This window comes from Mogibacterium kristiansenii, from assembly GCF_009695905.1.
Lineage (GTDB): Bacteria > Bacillota > Clostridia > Peptostreptococcales > Anaerovoracaceae > Mogibacterium_A > Mogibacterium_A kristiansenii.
In genome coordinates this window covers 68,738-91,535 of record NZ_VUNA01000008.1, presented here as the reverse complement: position 1 = coordinate 91,535, position 22,798 = coordinate 68,738, and the positions used below count along the sequence as shown (strand labels likewise).

Annotated in this window: 20 protein-coding genes and 6 tRNA genes; 2 read left to right on the top strand and 24 right to left on the bottom strand. The window is 50.4% G+C overall.

Annotation, left to right across the window (positions count from 1 at the left end):
* Position 1 precedes the first annotated feature (1 nt).
* The 3 genes from FYJ65_RS05440 to murC are packed head-to-tail and all read right to left on the bottom strand — an operon-like array spanning position 2 to position 3,100.
* Complete coding sequence (locus FYJ65_RS05440) at positions 2 to 952, bottom strand: ribose-phosphate diphosphokinase (protein WP_154554339.1); 951 nt, start codon at positions 950 to 952, stop codon at positions 2 to 4.
* 54 nt (positions 953 to 1,006) lie between these two features.
* Complete coding sequence (locus FYJ65_RS05435) at positions 1,007 to 1,708, bottom strand: DapH/DapD/GlmU-related protein (protein WP_154554338.1); 702 nt, start codon at positions 1,706 to 1,708, stop codon at positions 1,007 to 1,009.
* On the bottom strand, positions 1,709 to 3,100 hold the full coding sequence (gene murC, locus FYJ65_RS05430; protein ID WP_154554337.1) for a UDP-N-acetylmuramate--L-alanine ligase: 1,392 nt from the start codon (positions 3,098 to 3,100) through the stop codon (positions 1,709 to 1,711).
* 236 nt (positions 3,101 to 3,336) lie between these two features.
* Here murC and spoVG point away from each other — a divergent pair, with 236 nt between their 5' ends.
* Positions 3,337 to 3,648 carry a septation regulator SpoVG gene (gene spoVG, locus FYJ65_RS05425; RefSeq protein WP_154554336.1) on the top strand — a complete coding sequence of 104 codons (312 nt, stop codon included), beginning with the start codon at positions 3,337 to 3,339 and terminating at the stop codon, positions 3,646 to 3,648.
* 104 nt (positions 3,649 to 3,752) lie between these two features.
* Here spoVG and FYJ65_RS05420 read toward each other — a convergent pair whose 3' ends face one another.
* The 14 genes from FYJ65_RS05420 to FYJ65_RS05355 all read right to left on the bottom strand — a co-directional run bounded on the left by FYJ65_RS05420 (position 3,753) and on the right by FYJ65_RS05355 (position 13,495).
* A complete protein-coding gene (locus FYJ65_RS05420; protein WP_154554335.1) occupies positions 3,753 to 4,376 on the bottom strand; it encodes a response regulator transcription factor in 624 nt (207 codons plus the stop codon).
* Positions 4,369 to 5,643: a sensor histidine kinase gene (locus FYJ65_RS05415; protein ID WP_154554334.1), complete on the bottom strand. Its 1,275-nt coding sequence runs from the start codon at positions 5,641 to 5,643 to the stop codon at positions 4,369 to 4,371. The genes FYJ65_RS05420 and FYJ65_RS05415 overlap by 8 nt, the downstream gene beginning before the upstream one ends.
* Entirely contained in the window at positions 5,640 to 7,307 is a 1,668-nt protein-coding gene (locus FYJ65_RS05410; RefSeq protein ID WP_154554333.1) for a histidine kinase N-terminal 7TM domain-containing protein, read from the bottom strand. The genes FYJ65_RS05415 and FYJ65_RS05410 overlap by 4 nt, the downstream gene beginning before the upstream one ends.
* A 38-nt stretch (positions 7,308 to 7,345) precedes the next feature.
* Positions 7,346 to 8,686 carry a L,D-transpeptidase gene (locus FYJ65_RS05405; protein ID WP_206157316.1) on the bottom strand — a complete coding sequence of 447 codons (1,341 nt, stop codon included), beginning with the start codon at positions 8,684 to 8,686 and terminating at the stop codon, positions 7,346 to 7,348.
* 66 nt (positions 8,687 to 8,752) lie between these two features.
* On the bottom strand, positions 8,753 to 9,484 hold the full coding sequence (locus tag FYJ65_RS05400; RefSeq protein WP_154554331.1) for a DUF975 family protein: 732 nt from the start codon (positions 9,482 to 9,484) through the stop codon (positions 8,753 to 8,755).
* Between the two features lie 30 nt (positions 9,485 to 9,514).
* Positions 9,515 to 10,627, bottom strand: coding sequence for an aminopeptidase (locus tag FYJ65_RS05395; protein ID WP_154554330.1), 1,113 nt, complete (start codon positions 10,625 to 10,627; stop codon positions 9,515 to 9,517).
* Between the two features lie 299 nt (positions 10,628 to 10,926).
* Positions 10,927 to 12,018 carry a redox-regulated ATPase YchF gene (gene ychF, locus FYJ65_RS05390; RefSeq protein ID WP_154554329.1) on the bottom strand — a complete coding sequence of 364 codons (1,092 nt, stop codon included), beginning with the start codon at positions 12,016 to 12,018 and terminating at the stop codon, positions 10,927 to 10,929.
* 89 nt (positions 12,019 to 12,107) lie between these two features.
* Positions 12,108 to 12,854: a prolipoprotein diacylglyceryl transferase gene (gene lgt / locus FYJ65_RS05385; RefSeq protein WP_154554328.1), complete on the bottom strand. Its 747-nt coding sequence runs from the start codon at positions 12,852 to 12,854 to the stop codon at positions 12,108 to 12,110.
* Between the two features lie 128 nt (positions 12,855 to 12,982).
* A tRNA-Cys gene (locus FYJ65_RS05380) sits at positions 12,983 to 13,056 on the bottom strand.
* 4 nt (positions 13,057 to 13,060) lie between these two features.
* Positions 13,061 to 13,135: transfer RNA gene (locus FYJ65_RS05375), tRNA-Gln, on the bottom strand.
* A gap of 33 nt (positions 13,136 to 13,168) precedes the next feature.
* A tRNA-His gene (locus tag FYJ65_RS05370) sits at positions 13,169 to 13,244 on the bottom strand.
* A gap of 7 nt (positions 13,245 to 13,251) precedes the next feature.
* Positions 13,252 to 13,328, bottom strand: a tRNA-Asp gene (locus FYJ65_RS05365).
* 7 nt (positions 13,329 to 13,335) lie between these two features.
* A tRNA-Val gene (locus FYJ65_RS05360) sits at positions 13,336 to 13,411 on the bottom strand.
* A 7-nt stretch (positions 13,412 to 13,418) separates the two neighbouring features.
* Positions 13,419 to 13,495 (bottom strand) — tRNA-Met (locus FYJ65_RS05355).
* Positions 13,496 to 13,722: 227 nt separating this feature from the next.
* Here FYJ65_RS05355 and FYJ65_RS05350 point away from each other — a divergent pair.
* Positions 13,723 to 14,823 (top strand): ribonuclease H-like domain-containing protein, encoded by a 1,101-nt coding sequence (locus FYJ65_RS05350; RefSeq protein WP_154554327.1) that lies wholly within the window; start codon positions 13,723 to 13,725, stop codon positions 14,821 to 14,823.
* 33 nt (positions 14,824 to 14,856) lie between these two features.
* Here the strand turns inward: FYJ65_RS05350 and FYJ65_RS05345 are convergent, their stop codons facing one another.
* The 7 genes from FYJ65_RS05345 to hslO form a co-directional block, all read right to left on the bottom strand.
* Positions 14,857 to 15,756, bottom strand: coding sequence for a YitT family protein (locus FYJ65_RS05345; protein WP_154554326.1), 900 nt, complete (start codon positions 15,754 to 15,756; stop codon positions 14,857 to 14,859).
* On the bottom strand, positions 15,731 to 17,047 hold the full coding sequence (locus FYJ65_RS05340) for a DNA-methyltransferase (RefSeq protein ID WP_154554325.1): 1,317 nt from the start codon (positions 17,045 to 17,047) through the stop codon (positions 15,731 to 15,733). The genes FYJ65_RS05345 and FYJ65_RS05340 overlap by 26 nt, the downstream gene beginning before the upstream one ends.
* Positions 17,048 to 17,134: 87 nt before the next feature.
* Positions 17,135 to 18,280, bottom strand: a complete 1,146-nt coding sequence (locus tag FYJ65_RS05335) for a bifunctional chorismate mutase/prephenate dehydratase (protein ID WP_235898206.1) — start codon at positions 18,278 to 18,280, stop codon at positions 17,135 to 17,137.
* A 4-nt stretch (positions 18,281 to 18,284) separates the two neighbouring features.
* A complete protein-coding gene (aroA, locus tag FYJ65_RS05330) occupies positions 18,285 to 19,532 on the bottom strand; it encodes a 3-phosphoshikimate 1-carboxyvinyltransferase (RefSeq protein WP_154554324.1) in 1,248 nt (415 codons plus the stop codon).
* Complete coding sequence (gene aroB / locus FYJ65_RS05325; RefSeq protein ID WP_154554323.1) at positions 19,529 to 20,518, bottom strand: 3-dehydroquinate synthase; 990 nt, start codon at positions 20,516 to 20,518, stop codon at positions 19,529 to 19,531. The genes aroA and aroB overlap by 4 nt, the downstream gene beginning before the upstream one ends.
* Before the next feature lies 1 nt (position 20,519).
* Positions 20,520 to 21,530, bottom strand: coding sequence for a 3-deoxy-7-phosphoheptulonate synthase (gene aroF / locus FYJ65_RS05320; RefSeq protein WP_154554322.1), 1,011 nt, complete (start codon positions 21,528 to 21,530; stop codon positions 20,520 to 20,522).
* Positions 21,531 to 21,816: 286 nt separating this feature from the next.
* Complete coding sequence (gene hslO / locus FYJ65_RS05315; RefSeq protein ID WP_154554321.1) at positions 21,817 to 22,704, bottom strand: Hsp33 family molecular chaperone HslO; 888 nt, start codon at positions 22,702 to 22,704, stop codon at positions 21,817 to 21,819.
* Between the last annotated feature and the right edge of the window lie 94 nt (positions 22,705 to 22,798).

The window sequence follows — 22,798 nt, the reverse complement described above, 5'->3', positions numbered from 1 at the left end:
ATTAGTTAAACATTGCACTGACAGAACCGTGCGTATATACTCTGGAAATCGTTTCAGCGAAAATCGGTGCAGCGGAGAGAATGGTCATCTTGTCAATTTTCTTCTCTTCCGGAATCGGCAATGTGTTCAGAATTACCAGTTCCTTAATCGCACTTTTTTCCAATCTCTCGATAGCCGGACCGGACAGTACGCCGTGGGTAGCACATGCGTATACTTCTTTTGCGCCCATGTCCTTGATGGCATTTGCCGCATTGGTGATGGTTCCTGCGGTATCGATCATATCATCGAGAATGATACAGTTCTTACCCTTGATATCTCCGATGATGTTCATGATTTCGCTCTTGTTCGGCTCCGGTCTTCTCTTGTCCACGATCGCAATCGGGCAGTTCATGCGCTCTGCCATGTTTCTTGCTCTCGGTACGCTTCCGTGGTCCGGAGATACGATAACGACGTCTTCCATCTCCTTCTTAATGAAGTATTCCGTCAGAGTCGGCAGTCCGATCATATGGTCTACCGGAATGTCGAAATATCCCTGAATCTGGTTTGCGTGAAGATCCATGGTGATCACCCGGTCCACACCGGCTGCTACCAGCAGGTCTGCCACCAGCTTTGCCGTAATCGGATCTCTGGCCTTTGCTTTTCTGTCCTGACGAGCATAACCGTAATACGGAATTACCGCATTGATGCTGCCTGCAGACGCTCTCTTCATGGCATCCACCATGATCAGGAGTTCCATCAGATTGTCGTTTACCGGATTTCCGGTAGACTGAATGATGAATACATCCTTGTCACGAACGGACTCCCAGATGCTGACAGAAATCTCACCGTCGCTGAACTTGCTAACGGTTGCCTTTCCCAGTTCTACGCCCATCAGATCTGCAATTTCCTTTGCCAACTCCGGATGCGAGTTGCATGCGAAAAGTTTCATGTTGGAAAAAGCCTTTGTTTCCATGTGTATATACCCCCTAAGCATATATTAGAAATAAAAAATTAAGTAACGATTGTCCTACTGGTCCTTCTTGAGAATCTTTCTCTTGGATACCCAGCCTTCTTTATTCTCCGCGCGAACGCGTCCAATGCAAAGCGCATCGGAAGGAACGTCTTCCGTTATGGTGGTTGCCGCTGCCACATAGACACCGTCGCCCACGTTTACCGGTGCAACCAGGTTCGAATTGCAGCCGATAAAGCTGTCATCTCCCACCTTTGAGCGATATTTCTTCGCGCCGTCGTAGTTCACGAATACCACGCCGCAACCCAGATTTACATTCTTTCCGACATCCGCATCACCGATATAGGTTAAATGAGAGGATTTGCTCCCGTCGCCGAAAGTGGAATTCTTCACTTCCACGAAGTCGCCCACCTTACATTCATTGCCGATTACGCTTCCCGGACGAATATAGGCAAAAGGTCCCACCGTGGTGTTCTCTCCCACCTTACTGTCCAGAATGTATGAGGTCTGAACCTTCGTTCCGGCACCGATTTCTGCATTCTCCAGGTAAGAGGACTGTCCGATAAATGCCTCCCGATGGATTACAGTATTTCCTTTCAGGGTAACATTGCAGGCGATAAAAGCTCCTTCTTCAATTACCACAGAGTCGTCGATATACGCGTTGTAAATATCTTGAAAAATGACTCCGTCTTCTTCCATACGTTTCCGGTTCGCCTGAATTCGCTCGCTTTCCCGGGAACGATACTCTTCAAAATTCATCTATTCTCCTTTGCTCTCATCGGTGCGCAGCATCTTTCCGATCTTGTAGACATCACCGGCACCCATCGTAATAATGATATCATCTTTTCCGGCATTTTTACCAACATATTCTGCAATGCTTTCAAAATCGCCCATGTATCGAATATCCTTATCCGGATGTTTCTCCTGCATGGCCTCCTCCAGCTTCTGAGAAGATACGTTGTAGACATCCTTCTCCCTCGCAGCGTAGATATCCGTAATAATCAGATGATCCACCATTCCGAAGGAATCCACGAAATCATCGAACAATGCTTTTGTTCTGGTGTACGTGTGAGGCTGGAAGATGCACCACAAATCGTTGTGGCGAATGTTCTTTGCCGCACTCAGTGTCGCCTTGATTTCCGTCGGGTGGTGAGCATAATCGTCGATTATTTTTGCACCGATTTCAGTATAGCCGGTAAAATCAAAACGGCGATGCGTTCCTCGATAGGAAAGCAGGGTGTCCGTAATGACCTCCGTATCCACGCCAAGGTAATGTGCCGTCGCAAAAGCGGCCATGGAATTCAGCACGTTGTGTTCGCCCGGCACGCTGAGATGCACGTGGCACAGCATCTCGCCCTTGTAGTGCAGGTCGTATTCCGGGAATCCGTTATCATCGAACTGAATGTTCACCGCGCAGTAATCACTGCTTTCCGTATATCCATAGGTGATTCGGTTTTCCATACCCTGAAGCACGTCCCGAACAAACGGATTTCCGTCAAAGGCAATTACCACGCCCTCTTTCGGAATCTGCTCCACGAACTGACGGAAGGACTTCTTGATATTATTGATGTTCTTGAAATAATCCAGATGATCGGAATCGATGTTCAGCAGCACCCCGATACGAGGACGCAGATGCAGGAAGCTGTCCATGTACTCACAGGCCTCTGTGACAAAGTACTCGTTCTCCCCGATTTCCACGTTTCCGTTAATCTCATCCAGATTTCCGCCAACCAAAATCGTCGGCTTGTACTTCGCGTTCCGCAGAATCAGGGAAGTCATGGATGTTACCGTGGTCTTTCCGTGAGTTCCACAAATCGCCACGCTGTTCTTGTAATGCTCCATAATCATTCCCAGAACCTCTGCACGGCTGAAACATGGAATGCCCAGTTCTTTCGCGCGAACCATTTCCGGCTTCTCTGCCGAAACCGCTGCGGAATACACGACGGCATCCACACCGTCCACATTGTCGGCACGATGCTCATACACCACGCGAATGCCCACGCTTTCCAAATGTCGGGTCACGTCGGTTTCATTTAAATCCGTTCCGGACACGATATGTCCGTTATTCTGTAGAATCTCGGCAACCGCAGAAAGTCCGATTCCGCCGATTCCGAGACAATGTATTCTTTTGTAATTTGAAATGCTCTCCAATCAACACACCTCCTGATGAATCATACAGAGTTATTATAGAGTATTTTTCACCGTAATACAAGAATACGGCTCCCCTTAATCCGGTCATTTTTTCAATTGTCATTTTAAAACCCCTTTTAAAAAAATGAACTGAGAAATATAACACTCTGATTAGAATTCCATTGATTTTTTTGTTCTGTCGTTATATAATATCGTTGGAAAACGTGTAGGAACAATCCATATTAGGAAGGCTATTGATGAAAATTACAGACGTACGCATACGAAAGATTACCGATGATGAGAAGATGAAGGCCGTCGTTTCCATTACAATCGACAACGAATTCGTCGTTCACGACATCAAGATCATCAACGGAAGCAATGGCGAATTTATCGCCATGCCCAATAAGAAGTTAGGAAATGGCGATTTCCGCGATATCGCTCACCCCCTCACTGCAAAGACTCGCGAAAAAATTTGCGACGCAATTTTTGAAGAATACCACCGGGTGTTGGAGGAACAGGAATCGGATCATCGATTCGAAGAATCCCTCTTGCAGGAAGATGAAAAATAATTTCATAACAAGAAACGAGAAAAGGCGCGTGCTTCCAGCTTTAAAGAGAGCTGAGGTACTCGCCTTTTATTATTCTTATAATTAATTTTTATGACGTTCTCTGTCTAAATTCCGCGAACCACAATCCCGCTCTCCAGCGCCATCACCGCAAGCTGAGTTCGGGTGGTACAGCCCGTCTTCTGAAACATGCTTTTTACGTGTTTTTTTATGGTATGTACCGACAGGTTCAACCGCTCTGCAATCATCTCATCCGTATCTCCGCTAATCAGTTCCCGAAGTACATCCAATTCCCTTTCTGTAAACTCCGAGCTAGTAGCTAGTCCCATATTGGAAGTAGGACTTTGATCCGGGTAGATGGATTCTCCCATCATAGTCCGATTCATAATATCCAGCAGTTTATTTTCAAAAGGATCTTTGTACCAGAAGCTGTCCACTCCGCCCTCTCGAGCGCGTTCTATGAAACTGCATTCCAGAAGGCTGGTGATGATAATAATCCGAATCTGCGGAAACAGCTTCTTAATCTTAATGGCTGCATCCAGTCCGCTGGCATGGAGAGCGGTGCACACATCCATCAGAATCAAATCGATGGCTTCCGTCATGCAATAGACTTCCGCAACGGAAGCACTTTCCACCGATACCGCCAAGTGATAGGACTCGTCGGAAGTTACCATAATTTCCAGAAGGCGCCTCGCCATCGGATCGTCTTCTACAATCATTACATTATACATAGTCGCGACCTCCTTTTGGCATAATAATTTCAACTTGGAAGTATTCTCCGGAAGCAACCGACATTATTCCGCCCAGTTCCTCCACCTTCTTTCGAAGCCCCGAAAGGCCGCCGCCCTCAACAACGTTGCCGGAACCGACCTTCGCTTCCTCCTTCACCTCGTTGTAGAAAAGCATTCGGTAATTCATGGGTTCATCTTCGATAATCACCCACAGTTCCCGGGCATCCGCATGGCGCACCGCATTGGTCAGCATTTGAATTCCGCTGGCGGCAATCAACTCCCGAACCGACGGTGTTTTCGGTATCGACCCATCCAGACGAACCGCAACGCCTACTTTTCGGGCCGCATCCAGGAAGTACTTCATCCCGTCATCCGGTTCCACCACATCCTCGTCGTACTGCAGCATTCTCACCGTTCTCTTCCAATTCTCGCGAATCGCTTCGCGCCGGGCCTCATCCCCCTTATCGTAGAACAGGTACTTAGTTACCATCAGATTCTGCCCGATTGTGTCATGAATCCGCATCTTCGTATCCAGCCATTCCTTTGCCGTCGCCAAAGATTCCACCGACGTTCCGTATTCCTGAAGTCTGTGATTGATTTCCTCTAATTCCCGGTTCTCATTCCTCCGCTTCTCCAGAAGCAGCTCCAGTTCCGTGGTATCGATTGCAACAATCTGCAGAATCTCTTCCCCATCGGTCTTCAACAGTTCCTTTTGAAAGCTCCATGTGCGGCCATCCGGGAATCGCAGCAAGGGAATTCCGTCTCTCTCCGTTCGGCAAATGCCCTCCCGGTTTCCCGCCTGCACCTGAGCAAAGAATTCGTTGGCATTCATCACCGGTTGATCGGCAATCCGATAGCTCAGTTCATCCATCCGGGCATTCACCAAATAGGGATGGCCATCCAGTCGGCTGAAGCACAAGCCGATTGGGAATTTATTGGTACTCTCCTGAATGGAGAACCGGCTGATTTTCTGATTCCTGGATTGGGCGGTGTAGAGATCGGTTTTCATGCTCATAAAAACCGCCAGCACAATCGGCATCAGTACCCACGCCTTGGGAAAATCCATGTCCACGCCTCCGGTAAACAGCAGCAGAAACCAGGAATCCACGGCGAAGAGCAGCAGTGCCATCAGCAAGTCCCGCATCATCCGCTTTCCCCGTGCCATCAATACACCGATTACGACGAAAAGGCTCGTCGCCCAGTTTAGAAACATGAAAATCAAATCCACCGACTGAACAATCGTGCCGAAGTCCCCGAAACCACTCATTGTTCCGTTCCTCCTGTTCCCACTTCCACTCGAATCCGAATATCCCTCTCCTGAATCTGGATATCGCAAGGCAAACCGAATTCTTCCATAAAAACAGTTTTCGCATCTCCCAGCACGTCCGGCGTTCCGTCTACGTTGAACGCCACATACCCAGCGTTGTCTTGAATTGCCACGGTAATGATAAACGCCCGAATGGTCTTCCAAACCTGTTCCAACAGCCATTCCGCCGCATCGTATAACCGCACCGCATTTTCTTTATCGATATATCCGGCACCTCGACAAATCATATTTCCCGGAACCCGACATAATTTCAAATTCTCCATGGATTCCTGCAGGGACAGTTCCAGCTCTCGGACCGGAATTTGACCCGATTCCTCTCCCAGAAGAATTAGATTGCTCCTCCGTTTAATATAGGTTCCCAGCACACAGATTTGCATCCACCCCTCAATGGAATCCACATCCATCTGTTCCAGCAGAGTCTCCAACTGACTGAGCTTTGGGTGGATTTCACTCCGAATGGAATCGTACAAACGAATCTGTTCGTTAATTCGCGCTTTTTCTTCCTGCAGTTTCACCTCGCTTTGCAACAGCCGGTTCTTCTCCCGCAACTGCTCCCGAATGCTCTGCAGTTCCTGCATCGTTTTCCGAACATCCGAAATATTCTCATTCCAGAATACGTATCCGCCTCGAATTTTCGTTCCCGCCAAACGAAATTTATCAAAGTTAATGGGACGAATCAGTGCCTGCAACAGCGTTTTTTTGTTGAGCACCCGAGCCCCTTCGGACCTGTAGATGATATTCAGCTGCGAATCCGTAATCTTGGCTCCCACCGTGGAATATCGGAACAGCATGGCGTGGTTGCTGTTGGACGGGATAATGGAGAGCGCAATGCAGAGCTCCCAAGTCGCCAGTATCATTACCGTCAATGCGGCCGTCATATCCCCCGCGAACCAATAGATGAAGCGCGCCTTCCGAATATAGAGGATGGAATATCCAATCATCACCAAAATCGGCAGGAATACAATACTGTTTCGCCATCTCAGCTTACTTCTGTGTCTCCTTAGAAATAAAATTGCAAAGAACAGTGTCACTTCCGCCAGAATCCAACCGATGACGCAGTAGTACGCCGGTCCATAGGTGTAATCCGCTAACGGATTTTCCGCTCCCGGAGGAAAGATAAACACCTTTTGATGAAAGGAATTGGTCAAAACCACAGCAATTGCGATGGTGGAAGGAATGTACAGAAGGCGATATCCCCACGGAATCCGGTAATCCTCCCTTTTGCCCAGACAACAGGCAACGAAAACCGCCATCTGAGGAATGAGTACCATCGGGATATAGAACCCGTACCAGCAGATGCAACTGCCGTTCATGCTGTGCACGTAATTGTACTTGCAGGTCCGCAATCCAAACCAGAACAGAAGCAGGAATCCGGTCATCATCAGATAGTTTCGAACCTGACTCTGACGAATCCGAAAGCGAATGGACAGCATCCACATATAGATTAGCGAAAGGTAAATTCCGGTGCGAAGCAGCGACAGGGCATTCCACACCAAGTCGCTGAGATCCTCTGTCTTAGTCAGATAACGGCAAACCATGGCCACCGCAATCATGGCCGCCGCAATTCCGAATTTCAGAATTCCGCGCCGATACTCCGACCTCATACCGCACTCCTTTCCGTCACCACCGTCACCGGGTTTTATCAGTCATACACGTATATCAGGGTTCCCGCATCGATGTATCCAAACAGCTGCTTTGCCTTTGCCGGAGGCATATTGACACAGCCATGAGATCCGCCGCTCTGATAAATGCTGCCTCCGAAGCTGCTCCGCCACGGCGCATCGTGCAGTCCGATGCCGCCGTTGAACGGCATCCAATAACTTACCTTAGACGCATAATCCGTTCCGTCTCCGTTGGATCCCTTCAGCGTTACATTGCGCTCCTTATACGCTAGCCGGAAGATTCCCCGAGGGGTCGCATGGTTCGGTCCTCCCGTTACCACCGACGTCTTCAGCTTCACCTTTCCGTTCTGAACGTAATAAACCTTCTGACCGGAGATACTCACCTCCACCCGGGTACTTAAATCTTGATTGGATGCTTTCAGATACAAAATTCCTTTTTCTTTGGACTTCGCAGCCTTCAGAATCGATTCCGCCGTTTTCTTCTCATCCACGCTGCTCTTGATTCCGTAATTGATAAGGCTCTTCGCCCCTTCTTCCGTCTCCACCGTGTACACGTCCTGGGAATAATTCTTCGCCAGTTCCTTTGCCACCTTCTGAGCGCCTTCTTCACTGTATTCCGGACCATCCTCCGTGTAAAGAATCACCTTCGACAGCTGTTTCGGTGTTATTTTCACCGTATCTCCGGAATCTGCCCGCAAAGTCAATCCATCGGCCAGATAGTATTTCGCAAACTTCAGCTCTTTCTGGAGATCGTCGAATTTCACCTTTGGCGTTGCGATGTAGTCTTTACTTTTAAATGTAAAAACAATTTCGTTCGGCGACTGTTCCCGGTTCTCTGCCACATCCTTCGTCAAGGCTTCCACATCCAGCGTATCCCCCTGAACTTCCCGTACAATCCGCATGGTCTCGTAGTCGATATAGGCATCCTTTGTTTCTACGGTTCCTTTGTGATCCGGAATCGCCTTCCGAATCCGCTTCGCCGTTTCCTTCTCTCCGCCGATCACCTTCAGGGGCACGGTATAATTTGCACCGCTGCCCATGTAATTTCTCGGATCCACCACGGACAGCGCCTGACGGTTCTTCAGCGTATCCTTGATTTCGTACTTAAATTGGGTTTTTACGGTTACCGCATCCCGATCATCTTCCTTTAATTCAACCTTATTTGCTTCCCGATTGATTTTTTCCTCTGCTTCCCGAACGGTCAATCCGCCAACGGATACCTCGTCCACCTTCGCATTGTTCGGAAATTCTTTTACCGTTGAAATTCGGTATGCGGCAAAGCCACCGATTACCAGAACGACTGCCAGAATGCCTCCGGCAATCTTCTTTTTTCGCCGGTTCTTTTTTTCGTCCTTCTTCACAGTCTCTTGTTCATTTCTCTCTGTTCGCATCACATTTACCTATCTACACACATTATTGATTGATTACTACAGTTCAAACGTATTCACATGGACATCTTCCGGCTCCTCCGAAGTGTCCCGTGTCTTGATTTCGCCGGAACGGATGGCCAGATACAGCTCTGCATCCGATGCATACTTGTACGGGTTCGCAAAGAAAATTCCCACGATGCCCAGGGTGCACATCGACAGCAGAATCCAGCCGATAAAGGAAAAGTCGTAGATGAACGCATTCAATTTGTGACCCTCCATCATTTTCTTGGAGTAATCCAACGCTTCCCTTGGTCCCAGTTCCGGCTTCTCGCTGAGAATATACGGAACCATTCGGTACTGGTAGGACATAATCACACCCGGAATGATAAAGAGAATCACTCCAAGTATCACGAACACATTCCGAAGCAGAATGGTGCCCACATTGTTTCCGTAATTGTGACTAAAGCCGTAGCCCATCTCCGAAACCGATGCCGGCTGAAGCTGATTCAGCAGGAAGAACCGGCTGCAGCCCACCTCTAATGCGCCGAACACCAGGATACCGATAGCCAGTCCCACCGCGGCGCCGCCGATAACCTTCGGCGTGGTGATGAATCCCAAGAGTGTGGCCGGGTCCATGTAATTCTCCTCAATCTGACGGGTAATTCGCTGTTCGTTGCCGCTAAGTCCGCCGCTTACCAACGTAAAAAGCAGCGATACCACGACGCAATTCCAATAATTTCTTTTGAATCCGGCTTTTCCTTTTGCTTTCACTTCAACGCGATTCCACATGTATTCTTTCCATCCTTCCGTATTTCAAAGTTATTGAAGATTTTCCGGATTCAGGCACCGTAAATCCTCCGGCAGGAAGATTCCGTCCTTCCGAATCAGCTCTCCGTCGAACCAGATCTCACCGCCGCCGTAATCCGCTCGCTGAATCAGCACCAAATCCCAGTGAACCGCCGATTCATTTCCATTGGGCGCATCCTCGTAACACATTCCGGGCGTCAGGTGGATGCTTCCGCAGATCTTTTCGTCAAACAGGGTTTCCTTCATGGGATGCAGCACGTATGGGTTGACCCCGATGGCAAATTCTCCAAAGTACCGTGCGCCCGCATCCGTATCTAGGATTCGGTTGATCCGCTCCTCATCGTTACAGGTGGCGTGAACAATCTTGCCATCTCTAATCTCAAAACGGATATTTTCAAAGGTGAATCCCTGTTCCTCCGACGGCGTATTGTAGGTAATCACGCCGTTCATGGAATCCTTTACCGGTGCGGTGTACACCTCACCGTCCGGGATATTGCACTCCCCGGCACACTTCACCGAAGGAATACCTTTAACGGAGAAGGTCACATCCGTTCCCGGTGCCACGATTCTCACTTGATCCGTCTCATCCATCCGCTTCTTCAGCGCATCCATGGCGCGATTCATTTTGGAATAATTCAGAGTGCACACGTTGTAGTAGAATTCCTCGAAAGCCTCCTGGCTCCGGTTCATGCGCTGCGCCATCGCCGGTGTCGGGTATCTCAGAATCACCCACTTTGTGTGGTCCACCCGTTCATTCAAGCTCGGTGCCGTGTATTTTTCATACAGGTGGTATTTCTCCGCCGGCACATCGCTGAACTCCGCCGCATTGGCCGCCGCCCGAATCCCGATATAGGCATCCATCTGTTTCATCAGATACAAATCCGCATCGTCCTGAATTTTCACCTGCTCCTCACTGCATCCCATCAGGAATTCACGAGTGACAATCGGATGATCGCATTTCACAAAAGGAACTCCCGCTGCAGCGTAGACTTCCCGCACAATTCTTTTTACCAGGGGAACGCACTCCTCCCCGGTGTAATCGATTAATACTTTTTCTCCCGGCTGAATCCGGACGGAATAATTCACAAGCATTTGTGCCAGTTTGTTATCCCTTGGATCGTTCATTTCCGGTCACCTCCCAGTTTTCTCTGTATACGTAAATTACCTTGTATTATACCATATCTGTTATTCCTTTTTATCAACTTGTGCTAAATTATTATTCACTTCAAGTTCACATTACGGAACGCAATAATTTCAAAAAATAAAACAGACTGCAGGGGAGCAGTCTGTTTCGTAAAAAGGGTATTGGGACTAGAGATTAAAGAGATTATTAAGGATAACCTCTACAGTCATTATACCAATCCTTTTGCAAAAATCAAGCAGTTTTGCAAATAATTTTCAGCAATCTTCTGTGTGTCGTCCGTTTACACGTTAAACAGGAAGTGGATGACGTCGCCGTCCTGTACCACATAATCCTTTCCTTCGGAGCGAATCAAGCCCTTTTCTCTGGCCTTTCCCAGATTGCCGCCGCATTCCACCAGCTGGTCGTAGGTGATGGTTTCCGCCCGAATAAATCCTTTCTCGAAATCCGTATGAATCTTTCCGGCTGCCTGTGGCGCTTTGGTGCCCCTCTTGATGGTCCACGCACGAACTTCCGGTTCGCCTGCCGTCAGGTAGGAAATGAGATCCAACAGCGAGTAGGATGCCTTGATCAGCTTGTCCAGACCGGACTCTTCGATACCAAGATCCTCCAGGAACGCCTCCCGTTCCTCATCCTCCAGCTCTGCCATTTCAGCCTCAATTTCCGCACAAATTTGTACGCAGCGTGCACCTTCTGCCGCCGCCAGTTCCGAAACCTGCTTCACATACGGATTGTCCGTATCTGCCACTTCATCCTCGGACACGTTGGCTACGTAGATGATTGGTTTCGAGGTCAGCAAATCGATTTCATCCAGCACCTCGTGATCGTCTTCATCCATTTCCATGGCACGGATATTCTTTCCGCTTTCCAGCCACTCCTTGGCCCGCTCCAGAATCGCCAGCTTGGATCCCAGCTTCTTGTCCGCCTTCATGTTCTTCTGCGTCCGGGCGATGGCTCTCTCCAGAACCTCCAGGTCTGCAAAAATCAGCTCCGTATTGATGGTATCGATATCCTCCAGCGGATCGATATGACCGTTCACATGAACGATATTGTCATTCTCAAAGCAGCGAACCACGTGCACGATTGCCGAAACCTCCCGGATATGGCCCAGGAACTTGTTTCCCAATCCTTCTCCTTTGGACGCACCTTTCACCAGACCTGCAATGTCGCAGAATTCGATGGTGGTGTAGATGGTCTTCTTCGAATTGTAAATATCGTGCAGCACCTGCAGTCTCTTATCCGGAACCGTCACCACGCCCACGTTCGGCTCGATGGTGCAGAACGGATAGTTCGCCGCTTCCGCACCGGCCTTCGTAATCGCATTGAACAGCGTACTTTTACCCACGTTTGGGAGACCCACAATACCTAATTTCATATTTCACCTCAAAATCTTTATTCGCATGTATTTCCGAAATCACTTCTCTTCCCGGCAAATACTTATTGTAACATCATACAGACTTAATTTCAATTTTCTTCTCGTCTCTTCAGGAAAACATAAAGAATGATGCTTCCCACAAAAACAAATGCGCTGAGCACCATGGCCTGCCGAAAAGGCCCAAGCATCAGGCTGTCCGTCCGCAGGGATTCCACAAAAAAACGTTCCGCCGAGTACAGGATTCCGTACAGGCACATAATCTGACCGGAAAATCGTCGATGCCGGTTATCCACATAGAGAAGGAACAGGCACAGAAGTCCGCACCAAACGGACTCGTACAAAAACGTAGGGTGCACGTGCTGCCCGTTCACCACAATCGCCCACGGCAGATTGGTGGGCCGGCCGTAGGCCTCACTGTTGAAGAAATTCCCCCAGCGGCCGATGCACTGTGCCAACGCCACTCCCGGCAGGATCAGATCCGCCATGGAGAGGAACGGAATGTTCTTTTTCCGGCAGATCGCCCAGGCGGTCACCAGGCCGAAAATCAGTCCGCCGTGAATCGCCAGTCCCCCTTCGCGGATGTTGAATGCCTCCATGGGATCGTATCGATACAGGGTATTCCACGAAAAGATCACATAATAAACCCGCGCACCGATGATTCCGATCGGCAGTGTCCACAGCACCAGATCCAGCACATCGTCCGGCTGTATCCCCCGCTTCGGCGCCCGCTTATACGCCAGCAGTGTCGCCAGCATGGCGCCTGTCGCAATCAGAATTCCATACCACCGTATCTCCATCGTGCCGATGGTAAAAGCAATTGGTCCGGGTGATTCCATACGCTTCCGTCCTTTCTTTTCATTCGTTTTTCTACATGTTATATTACGATTTCTGTTCTCGCATTTCCATACGGATTCTGTAAAAAATCGCAAAAAACAAAAGAAGCGATTTCTCGCTTCTTTTGTAGTGGAGGCGACACCCAGATTCGAACTGGGGATGAGGGTTTTGCAGACCCGAGCCTTACCACTTGGCTATGTCGCCGAATTGGCTAGGGTAGCAGGATTCGAACCTGCGCATGATGGAATCAGAATCCATTGCCTTACCACTTGGCTATACCCCAACAACACAATATTAATTTTTCATAGCCTCTATATGGGGTGGGTAGTGGGATTCGAACCCACGCATACAGGAGCCACAACCCTGGGTCTTAACCGCTTGACGATACCCACCATATTTTGGCGACCGGGAACGGGCTCGAACCGTCGACCTCCAGCGTGACAGGCTGGCATTCTAACCAACTGAACTACCCGGCCATAAAAGTGGTGGACGCTATAGGGCTCGAACCTATGACCCTCTGCTTGTAAGGCAGATGCTCTCCCAGCTGAGCTAAGCGTCCACATTAGTGGTGGCGGCGAGTGGACTCGAACCACTGACCTTTCGGGTATGAACCGAACGCTATAGCCAACTAAGCTACGCCGCCATCTCCATTGCTTTGTGAATTTCGTTCTCACTCACGTCGCCATATTATAATAGCAAAGTATCGGGCTCATGTCAATAACTTTTTCAAACTTTTTGTTTTCAAAATTTTGACCTATCCGCCCGCTGCAGATGTGTTATAATTCTCTGCAGAAAGCAACTCTGACATTATAGCACTTCATTCACCGGAAAGGAAGGGGTATTTTGAAAAAATTTTGCAGAAAATATAAAATGCCGGAACTGAGCGGTTCCCTGTACCGGCGATACTATGGTTCTCTCAAGCCCTGCATCTTCGATATCGAAACCACCGGTTTCGCCAACGGACGGAATACCAGCCGCGTCATCATGACGGCACTGCTTATTCCGTCGGGAGAAAATGAAATATCCGTAACTCAGTTTCTGGCGGAAGATCCCTATGAAGAGGACCGGGTTCTCCGGGCTACTTTGGATTTTCTGAATGAGCAGAAAACGGACTTCCTGATAACCTACAACGGTACGTCCTTCGATATTCCTTTTATGAACCGGCGACTGGAGGCCCTTCATTTTCCTTTTACACTTAAGATGTACAACCTGGATCTGTACTCCTGGATTCGGCGGAACACCGGACTTCCGGGACAGCTGTCCGCCCTCTCCCAGAAATCCGTGGAGAATTTTTTTCACATCGGAACCGACCGAATCGATGCCATCTCCGGCCGGGAAAGCGTTCGCCTTTATTACGAATACGTCACAAGCCACAGCGGGATGCTGGAGAAGGTTCTTCTCACCCACAACCGAGAGGACGTGGTGCAGCTCTACCGAATTCTGCGGCGTCTGTTTTCCGACGAAGGACAATCTCTCCTGCTTCACGGGGACTTTCATCAAGCCCAGGCCAACTACGGATTTCCGCTCCTCCCGGATGCCGGTCTGTCCCTGCGGCCGAAGATTTCCGGAAACAAACTGCAGCTGTCCGGCCTTCAGCATTGCTCCGTAGAGAAGATGACGGCGATGAATCCGGACGTGAACACCCGGGTGTATTACCGGGAAGAGGAACTGCCGTTCCCTCTGAACGCATCGATTTTCCCGGATGCCCACAATCCTCTCCAAGGGGAATTTCGGGCACGCACCGCCGACTACCGGATTACCCTGCCACTGGAATCCTACAATAATGCCCTGTATGCAGACGTCTCCGGCTTGAAGCTTCGAGACGCTCATCGGGAGGTTTTGGAACAGATGGGCGAATACGTGAACGGCTATCTAATCCTCAAAGAGGGGGACGATCTTTCCTACTCCGCTCTCAACATGCTGGCTCAGCTCACCGCCGAAGACATCGAAAAACGCATCCGTACATTCTAATCCCGTACGGATGCGTTTTTAATTCACGCTATTCTAGTTGTTGTCCACCTCGTGGATGTCGGAGAAGCCCCTTCCCAGCCCCCAGACGCTGCTCAGCTTTGTCACCGTCACAAAGGCGTGCTCATCGTGCTCCGCCAGAAAACTTTTAATCTGCAAGCTCTCCCGCGGAGAACAGATAATCTGCACCGACCTCCGTTCCGTTTTCGTATATTCTCCGGTGGAGGTATAGGTGGTCACACCGCGGTGCATCTCGTGCATCACGAAATCCACCAGCAGCTGCGGCTCATTCGTAATTACCGCTACGGACACCTGCACCCCAGAAATACCCAGAAGAATCGATTCCGTTATTTTACTGGTGATAAAAACAGTAATCAACGCATAGAAGGCCACGTTCCGGTCAAAGACGAAGGCGGACATCACGATGACCGATCCGTCCAGGAAAAGCATAATACGCCCGATTGGAACGTGTTTCATCAGCCGAAATTTGATGACCCGAGCGATAGAATCCGTGCCGCCGGAGGAAAACCCGTCGATGTAACCGATACCGGTGGCGGCGCCGTACAGCACACCCACCAGTACGGAAGCCAGGAACGGATCCTTGTGGGACAGCAGACTGAAATCCACCTGCTCCATGCCGTACATGATGACCGGATAGGCGATGGACAGGGCGATGATTTTCTGCACATCCTTCCACCCCAAGGTGAAGTACACCAATGCCACCACGGCCATGCCGAAGCAGTAGTACACCAGCGAATAGTTCCACGGCATAAAATGAGTGATGATTCGCACGATGCCCGGCAGTCCGCCGGAGGTCAGTCCGTTAGGAATCATCACGAAAATCTGGGCGGCAGAACCGGCAAAAGCGGAACATACCACCACAATCGCAGAACGCAAAAACTTCTTTCCCTTATCGCTTTTCTTTTCGTCCATCATAGAAATATTCCTTTCCGAACACGTCTACCAGAATTATTGCATAATTCCCATTTGATTGGAATTGGAATTGACTCGGAGTTTCACTGATAAGGTGTCGCCCCCGGAAGGTACCGTCGTAATCCGGATCCACCATCACATGGTCGATATATTGCTCCGGCGCTTCAATGCCTATTTTCATGGCCAAATCCCGATCCTTTAACGGAATATGACCGTAATCGATTTCCGGTCGGAACTGATTGACCTTGCACGTATACATGTTTTTGCCGTTTTCTAAAGGAACAGAATCCTCCACTTCTACCGAAAACCAACCGTATTTGTTGCCGGTCCGCTGGCGGAAGTAGTCGTATGTTCCCTCCAGAGCCTCCAGTCTTTTTCGAGTAGTGGAAATTGCCAAAGGCTCCGTATCGCAGCCCACCCAGTGGCGGTTCAGCGCCTCTGCCGTCTCCGGAAGGGTTCCGGAGCCGCAGAAGAAATCCGCACAGTAGTCTCCTTCTTCCGTGGTGGCTTCGATAATCCGCCGCAGCAGCTCCGTCGGCTTCTGGGTCGCGTACCCGTTTCGCTCCGCCGAGGTCCGCCCCACCATATCGATGGACCACACATCCTTCATGTTCACCATGGTATACCAGCCGTACTCATCTTTGTACTCCTTCACGCCTTTGAAACGGTACGGCTTCAGCCCTCGGTTGTAGGATTTTTCCTTCGGCACGTTCAAGTGGTAATAGGCGGTCTTGCTGTACACCAGGATGGTATCGTGTTTCCGAGAGAAATGCCTCTTTCCGCTGCCGCCGGATTTGTACTGCCAGATAATTTCGTTCTGAAAATTTTTCGTCCCGAACACCTCATCCATGATCAGCTTCATATAGTGGGCGGAGTGCCAATCCAGGTGCACCCAAATCAGTCCGTCCTCTGCCAGCAGCTTCCGCATGAGGATTAACCGTGCCGTCATATTCTCCACGTAGCATTCCAGGCTTCGCTCAAAGGTATCGTCGTACGCCAAATGCTTGATTTTGTGATTCTTCCCGGTTCGGTCCTTCAGGTCGATGGTGGCGTTGAATTTGCTTTTGGTAAAAAAAGGAGGATCGATGTAAATCAGACGAAACCGACCCTCATATCCATTTTCCAAAAGCCCCTGCATATAGGCCAAATTATCTCCCAGAACCAAGGCGTTTCGGCTCTCTTCATCGGGGATGGGATTGTGCTGCGCCACCCGGTCGAAGACGACATCCGCCTTCGCTCCCGCCAGCATCTTTCCCTGTTCCAGCCCATTCTGTAAATCCGTTAATATACTCATATTCTAATATCTTTCCTTAATCATTTGTTCTGTAGATATTATAAAACACCGGACTTACCTTGTCTATATATCAACTTTTTCAATTTTCTACACTTCAATGTAGCTTCCCAAATAGCGAAAATCCTTGCACACCCCTTCCAGATGATTCATCAGTCGGATGAACTGCTCTGTGTATACGGATTCTTCAAAGTCGAAATAGAAGCGGAAATCGAAATCACTTCCCGGAATCGGTCGGGACTCCAGCTTGGTGATATTGATTCCGCAGGCATTGATGGCGGAGAGCACTTTGTACAGGGAACCCGGCGTGTGCTCCGTGGTACACATGAAACTGGTCTTGTTTGCGCCCGGATAGATTTCCAGAGGTTTCGTGATACAGATAAAACGAGTGTAATTGTTATCGCTGTCCTGCACCGCCCGTTCCAGGCTTTCCAGGGAGTAATACGCTCCGTTGATTTCCGCACCCAGCGCCGCCGCATCCCTTCGGCCGGATTCCGACAGGTATTTCGCCGCCGCCGCTGTGTTTTCGCACACCGTAATCTTCGCTTCCGGGAATTCCCTCCGCAGGTACTCATCGCACTGCGACAGGGCCTGCTCCTGAGAAATGATTTCCTTGATATCCGCCTTCTGTACCCCTTTGTTCACCAGGAGGCTGTGCTCAATCTTGATTTTAATGCTCTTCACGATGTGAAAATCATAGGTCCGCATCAAATCATAGACACGGTTCACCGAACCGGCAGTGCTGTTCTCCACCGGAAGCACTCCGTATCGGCACAGACCCTCATCGATAGCCGCGAAAACCCCTTTAAAATTCTTTGTATAGATGATTTTCGGCATCTTGAAGAATCGCTCGCAGGCGTCCTGTGAATACGCGCCCTGCACGCCCTGACACGCCACTACCGCCATCTCCGGGAAAATCGGCGACGTGTCCTTCAGTGCCTGACGAATTTCTTTTACCACCCGAGACTCCGTGTGGGTCACCTGTCTCTGGTGATCCGCGCTCATCTCCATCAGCAGACTGAACAGCATCCGGTTGTAATACGCCATATCGCTGGCCGAATCCTCGGTAATCTTCTCCATCAGCGCCCGTTCCCGCAGCGGATCCACAATCTCCAGGTTGTTGGCCTGCTTGTATTTCGCAATGCCCTCCGCCACGCGCATCCGTTCATCCACCTTCTCAATCAGGGTGCGGTCAATTTCATCGATTTTCTCTCTGTACTCTTCCAAATTAGGCATCTCTCTATCTCCTCTCAAGGTTATTTCCCATTTTGTTCTCTTCCAATACGGTAAAAAAAGTCGGATAGGATTTGTTTACCGCCGCGCTGCCGGTCAGAATTACTTTATCGGTTGTAATCAGGGAGGCGATGGCCGCCATCATGACGATTCGATGGTCGTTATATCCATCCGCTCTTCCGCCAGAAAGAACGCCCCTTCCGGTAATCACCAATCCATCCGGCCGCTCTTCCACCCGGCCGCCTAAAGCGTTCAGTACTTCCGTAACAGACATCAGCCGGTCGCTTTCCTTCAGACGAAGCCGCTCCGCATGGCGGATTTCCGTTGTCCCATTTGCTGCCAATGCCACCAATGCCAGTGCCGGCACCATGTCCGGAATCTGGGACGCATCGATGACAATCCCCCGCAGAGACGGTCCGGAGGGATAGGCGGTAACCGTATCCTCTTGAACTTCTATTTTTGCGCCAAATCGGCGGAGCAGTTCCACTATTTTTCGGTCTCCCTGGGCCGAATTCGGATTCAGGCCGGTCACCTGAACCGCCTCCTCCCCCAGCACACCGGCGGTGAGCCAGAAGGCCGCATTGGACCAATCTCCTTCCACCTTGCAGGTTCCCGGGCTTCGATATTTCTGATTTCCCGGGATCCGATACACCAATTCCTCTCCCATTCGTTCTGTAATGATTTCAATACCGAATTCGCGCAATACCTGCAGGGTCAGATTCACATACCCCACAGACTGCCGTTCTCCGGTCACCCGAATGGTGCTGTCGTCCGCCAGCAGCGGCAGTGCCATCAGCAATCCGGTGATGTATTGAGAGGACACGTTTCCCGGGATGCGGAAAGCCCCCGGCTCCAGCTGCCCCTTCACATGAAATGGATTCGCACCTAAAGGTGAAAAGGTAACCCCCTTTTTCTCCAGTTCTTCCACCAGCGGCGACAGGGGGCGCTGAGAAAGTCGTCCCTCGGGATAGAATTTCGCGTCCATCCCAAGCGCCGCTACCAGTGGAATCAGAAAGCGGAAGGTGGACCCGCTCTCACCGCAGTGCAGCTGCGCTTCCTCTACCGCTTCGCCATTTCCTTCCGGCGTCGCCCCTTCCTTTCGCACCCGATGGATTTCCGCCAGGCAGTTTTCGGTGGCTTCTATATCCAGGGAACGTTCCGAAAGGATTACATCGCAGGGTTCCTCACAGAGCGCAGCGGCAATCAGCATTCGATGCGCTGCCGATTTGGACGGCAAGATATCAATTCTCTTCATAGCAGATCTTTCACCTCCCGGATGTGGAATTCCCGGATAGCGCATCTTCCCACTTCCTCCGGAATCACCATTCGGATGGTATCCCCTTGGCGCTTCTTGTCGGAACAGAGGATTCGGTAGATTTCTTCCCGATTCTCCGGCAATGTCAGATTAAAATCGTATTTCCGAAGCAGCTGCTCCAGCGCAGCCAGCGTCTCCCGACTGCACCAGCCCTGTTCTGCAGAAATTCGGGTTATCCAGTACATCCCCTTGGCCACCGCATCTCCGTGGCTCAACCGGTAACCCTCCGCCTGTTCCATGGCGTGTCCCAGGGTATGTCCGAAATTCAGCTTGTGCCGGAGACCTCGGTCGAATTCGTCCGCCTCCACGTATTCTTTTTTTATACCCACACAGGTTTCAATCACCTCGTCTAACGAATTTCGAACCTCCGTCGGATTCTCCAGCCTTTTGAACAGCTTTCGATCGTGAATCATCCCGTATTTGATGACTTCCGCCATACCCTCCCGGTAAACATCCGACGGCAAGGTGTTCAAGAGGCGACTGTCCTGTAAAACCAGTTTCGGCTGATGAAACGCTCCCGCCAGGTTCTTCCCGGAAGGAAGGTCGATGGCGGTCTTTCCGCCGACGGAAGAATCCACTGCCGCCAGCAAGGTGGTAGGCACCTGATACACGTTGATTCCCCGCATGTAGGTCGCCGCCGCGAATCCGGCCAGATCGCCCACCATGCCGCCGCCCAGCGCTACGATGCCGTCGCTTCGGGTGAAGGGCACCGCCGCCAGATATTCCAGAATCCGAAGATAATTCGTTCCGTTTTTGGAGGCTTCTCCCGGCGGAAGAACGTATTCCCACACACCATAGCCGGCCTCTTCCAGGCTCTCCCTGCAGATATCCATGTACAGCGACGCCACGTTGCGGTCGGAAATGATGCATATTTTTCCCCCTCGCTGAACCTCCGCGAGAGCGGTCCCTATTTGTCGTAACTCCATGTTAATTCTCCGTTCCCACCGCAGCACGCACCCTGCGGATTTTCTCCATCACTCCATCAAACTGATCCGGCGTGAGGGACTGGGGACCGTCACTTAAAGCATGGGCCGGGTCGTTGTGCACTTCAATCATGATGCCGTCCGCTCCGCAGGCCGCTGCCGCCGAAGCCATGGAATCCACGAAAGATGCCTTGCCCGTAGCATGGCTGGGATCCACCACCACCGGAAGGTGGGTCAGCTCGTGCAGCGCCGGAACGGCGGAGATGTCCAGTGTGTTCCGGGTATACGGTTCAAAGGTGCGGATGCCTCGCTCGCACAGGATGACGTTCTCGTTTCCTCCCGCCATGATGTATTCCGCACTCATCAGCAATTCCTTCAGGGTGTTGGCCAATCCCCGTTTCAGGAGAATCGGTTTCCGTGTCTTTCCCAATGCTTTCAGCAGTTCGAAATTCTGCATGTTCCGAGCCCCCACCTGAATCACATCGACCTCCTCAAACAGCGGGAGGTGATTCTCATTCATGATTTCCGTAACGATGGGAAGACCGGTGGCTTTCTTGGCCTTCACCAGCAGTTCGATGCCGTCGGCCTTCATTCCTTGAAACGCATAGGGGGACGTCCGGGGTTTAAAAGCACCGCCTCGCAGCATGGTGGCCCCGGCGGCTTTCACCCGTTTGGCAATTCCGATAATCTGCTCTTCGGATTCCACAGAGCAGGGTCCCGCAATTACGGAAAAATATCCCCCGCCAATTTTTGTACCGTGCACATCCACGACGGTATCCTTTGGGTGAAACAGGCGGTTGGCCTTCTTATAGGGTGCGGAAATCTTTCGCACGTTCTGCACCATGTTCAGCATTTCCACCATGCTCACATCCACTACGGATGTATCTCCAATCAGCCGCAGCAATTCATGGTCGTCCTCTTCCGATACATCAACCTCCAGTCCCCTTCCGGACAGCCAACGCATCAATTGATCTTTCTGCTCTTCCTCTGTATGAGGTTTCAGTGTGATAATCATTCATACCCTCCGTAACTAAAAAAAGCCTGCAGCAAGCTGCAGGCCATCATTCCAATTCAGAAAAAGAAACCACCTCTACCTGAATCTGCCGCAGCAAAAGACGTCTTTCTTGAAAAAGAAAAACCCAAAAAAGAAGAAAAATACTGCCGCAAAATACAGATTGTTCATGGTTTCGTATCTCCTTTCCCCAATAATTGTGAACGTGAGTATAATGATACCACCGCCCGCCGCATTTGTCCAGTATTTTTCACTAAATTCTATATTGCTTTTTGTTTATTTCAACAAACTATTTTTCTTCGTTTCGCTTTTCCAGGATTTCCTTCAACTCCTCCACCGAGAATTTATAGGTGGAATTGCAGAAGTGACACTTCACCTCGATATCTTCTCCGTCCTGAATCATTTGATCCAGCTCCCCGGTCTGAATAGTGGCCAGCGCGCCCGCCACTTTCTCCTTGGTGCATCCGCAGTGGAACCGAACCGGCACCGTCTCGAAAATTTCCGGATTCAAATCCCCCAGCAGGGCCTGAATCATATCCTCCGGTGTCATACCCGCCTCCATCATCTCGCTGACGGATTTGCTGTTCTGCAGCACCTTCTCGATGGCCGCGATGGTTTCCTCTTCCACGTCCGGCATCATCTGGATGATAAAACCGCCGGCATGGCGAACCGTGGAATCCGTATTAATCATTACGCCCAGTCCTACCGCGGACGGTGTCTGCTCCGAAGTGGTAAAATAATAGGCAAAATCGTCGCCGATTTCACCGGTCTGAAGTTCCACCTGACCATTGTACGGCTCCTTCAATCCCAAATCCATGCTTACGGTCATGGTACCGGCACCCACGGCAGCGCCTACATCCAATTTCCCCGCATATTTCAGCGGAATGTCCACACACGGATTCGCCGGAAAACCCTTTACGTTTCCGTGGCTGTCCACGGTGACGGTCATCTGGCCGATGGGACCGTCTCCTTTTATGGTCACCGTCAGCTTATCATCTTCTCCCTTCATCATGGAGCCCATCATCGCCGTTGCACCCATCAGCCGGCCCATGGCCGCAGTGACTACCGGAAAGGTATGATGCTTCTCTCTGGCGGTCGCCGTCATCTCCGTGGAATCGATGGCAAAGGCACGCACCGTTTCGTTTGCCGCAGTTGCTCGTACTATATAGTCTGACATTTTCGTCCTCCTGTATTCATTTAAATCCTTCCCCGTCCTCACAATAGAATCATGGAACAGGGGTGCATAGTGTGCTATAATACATTAGATATTG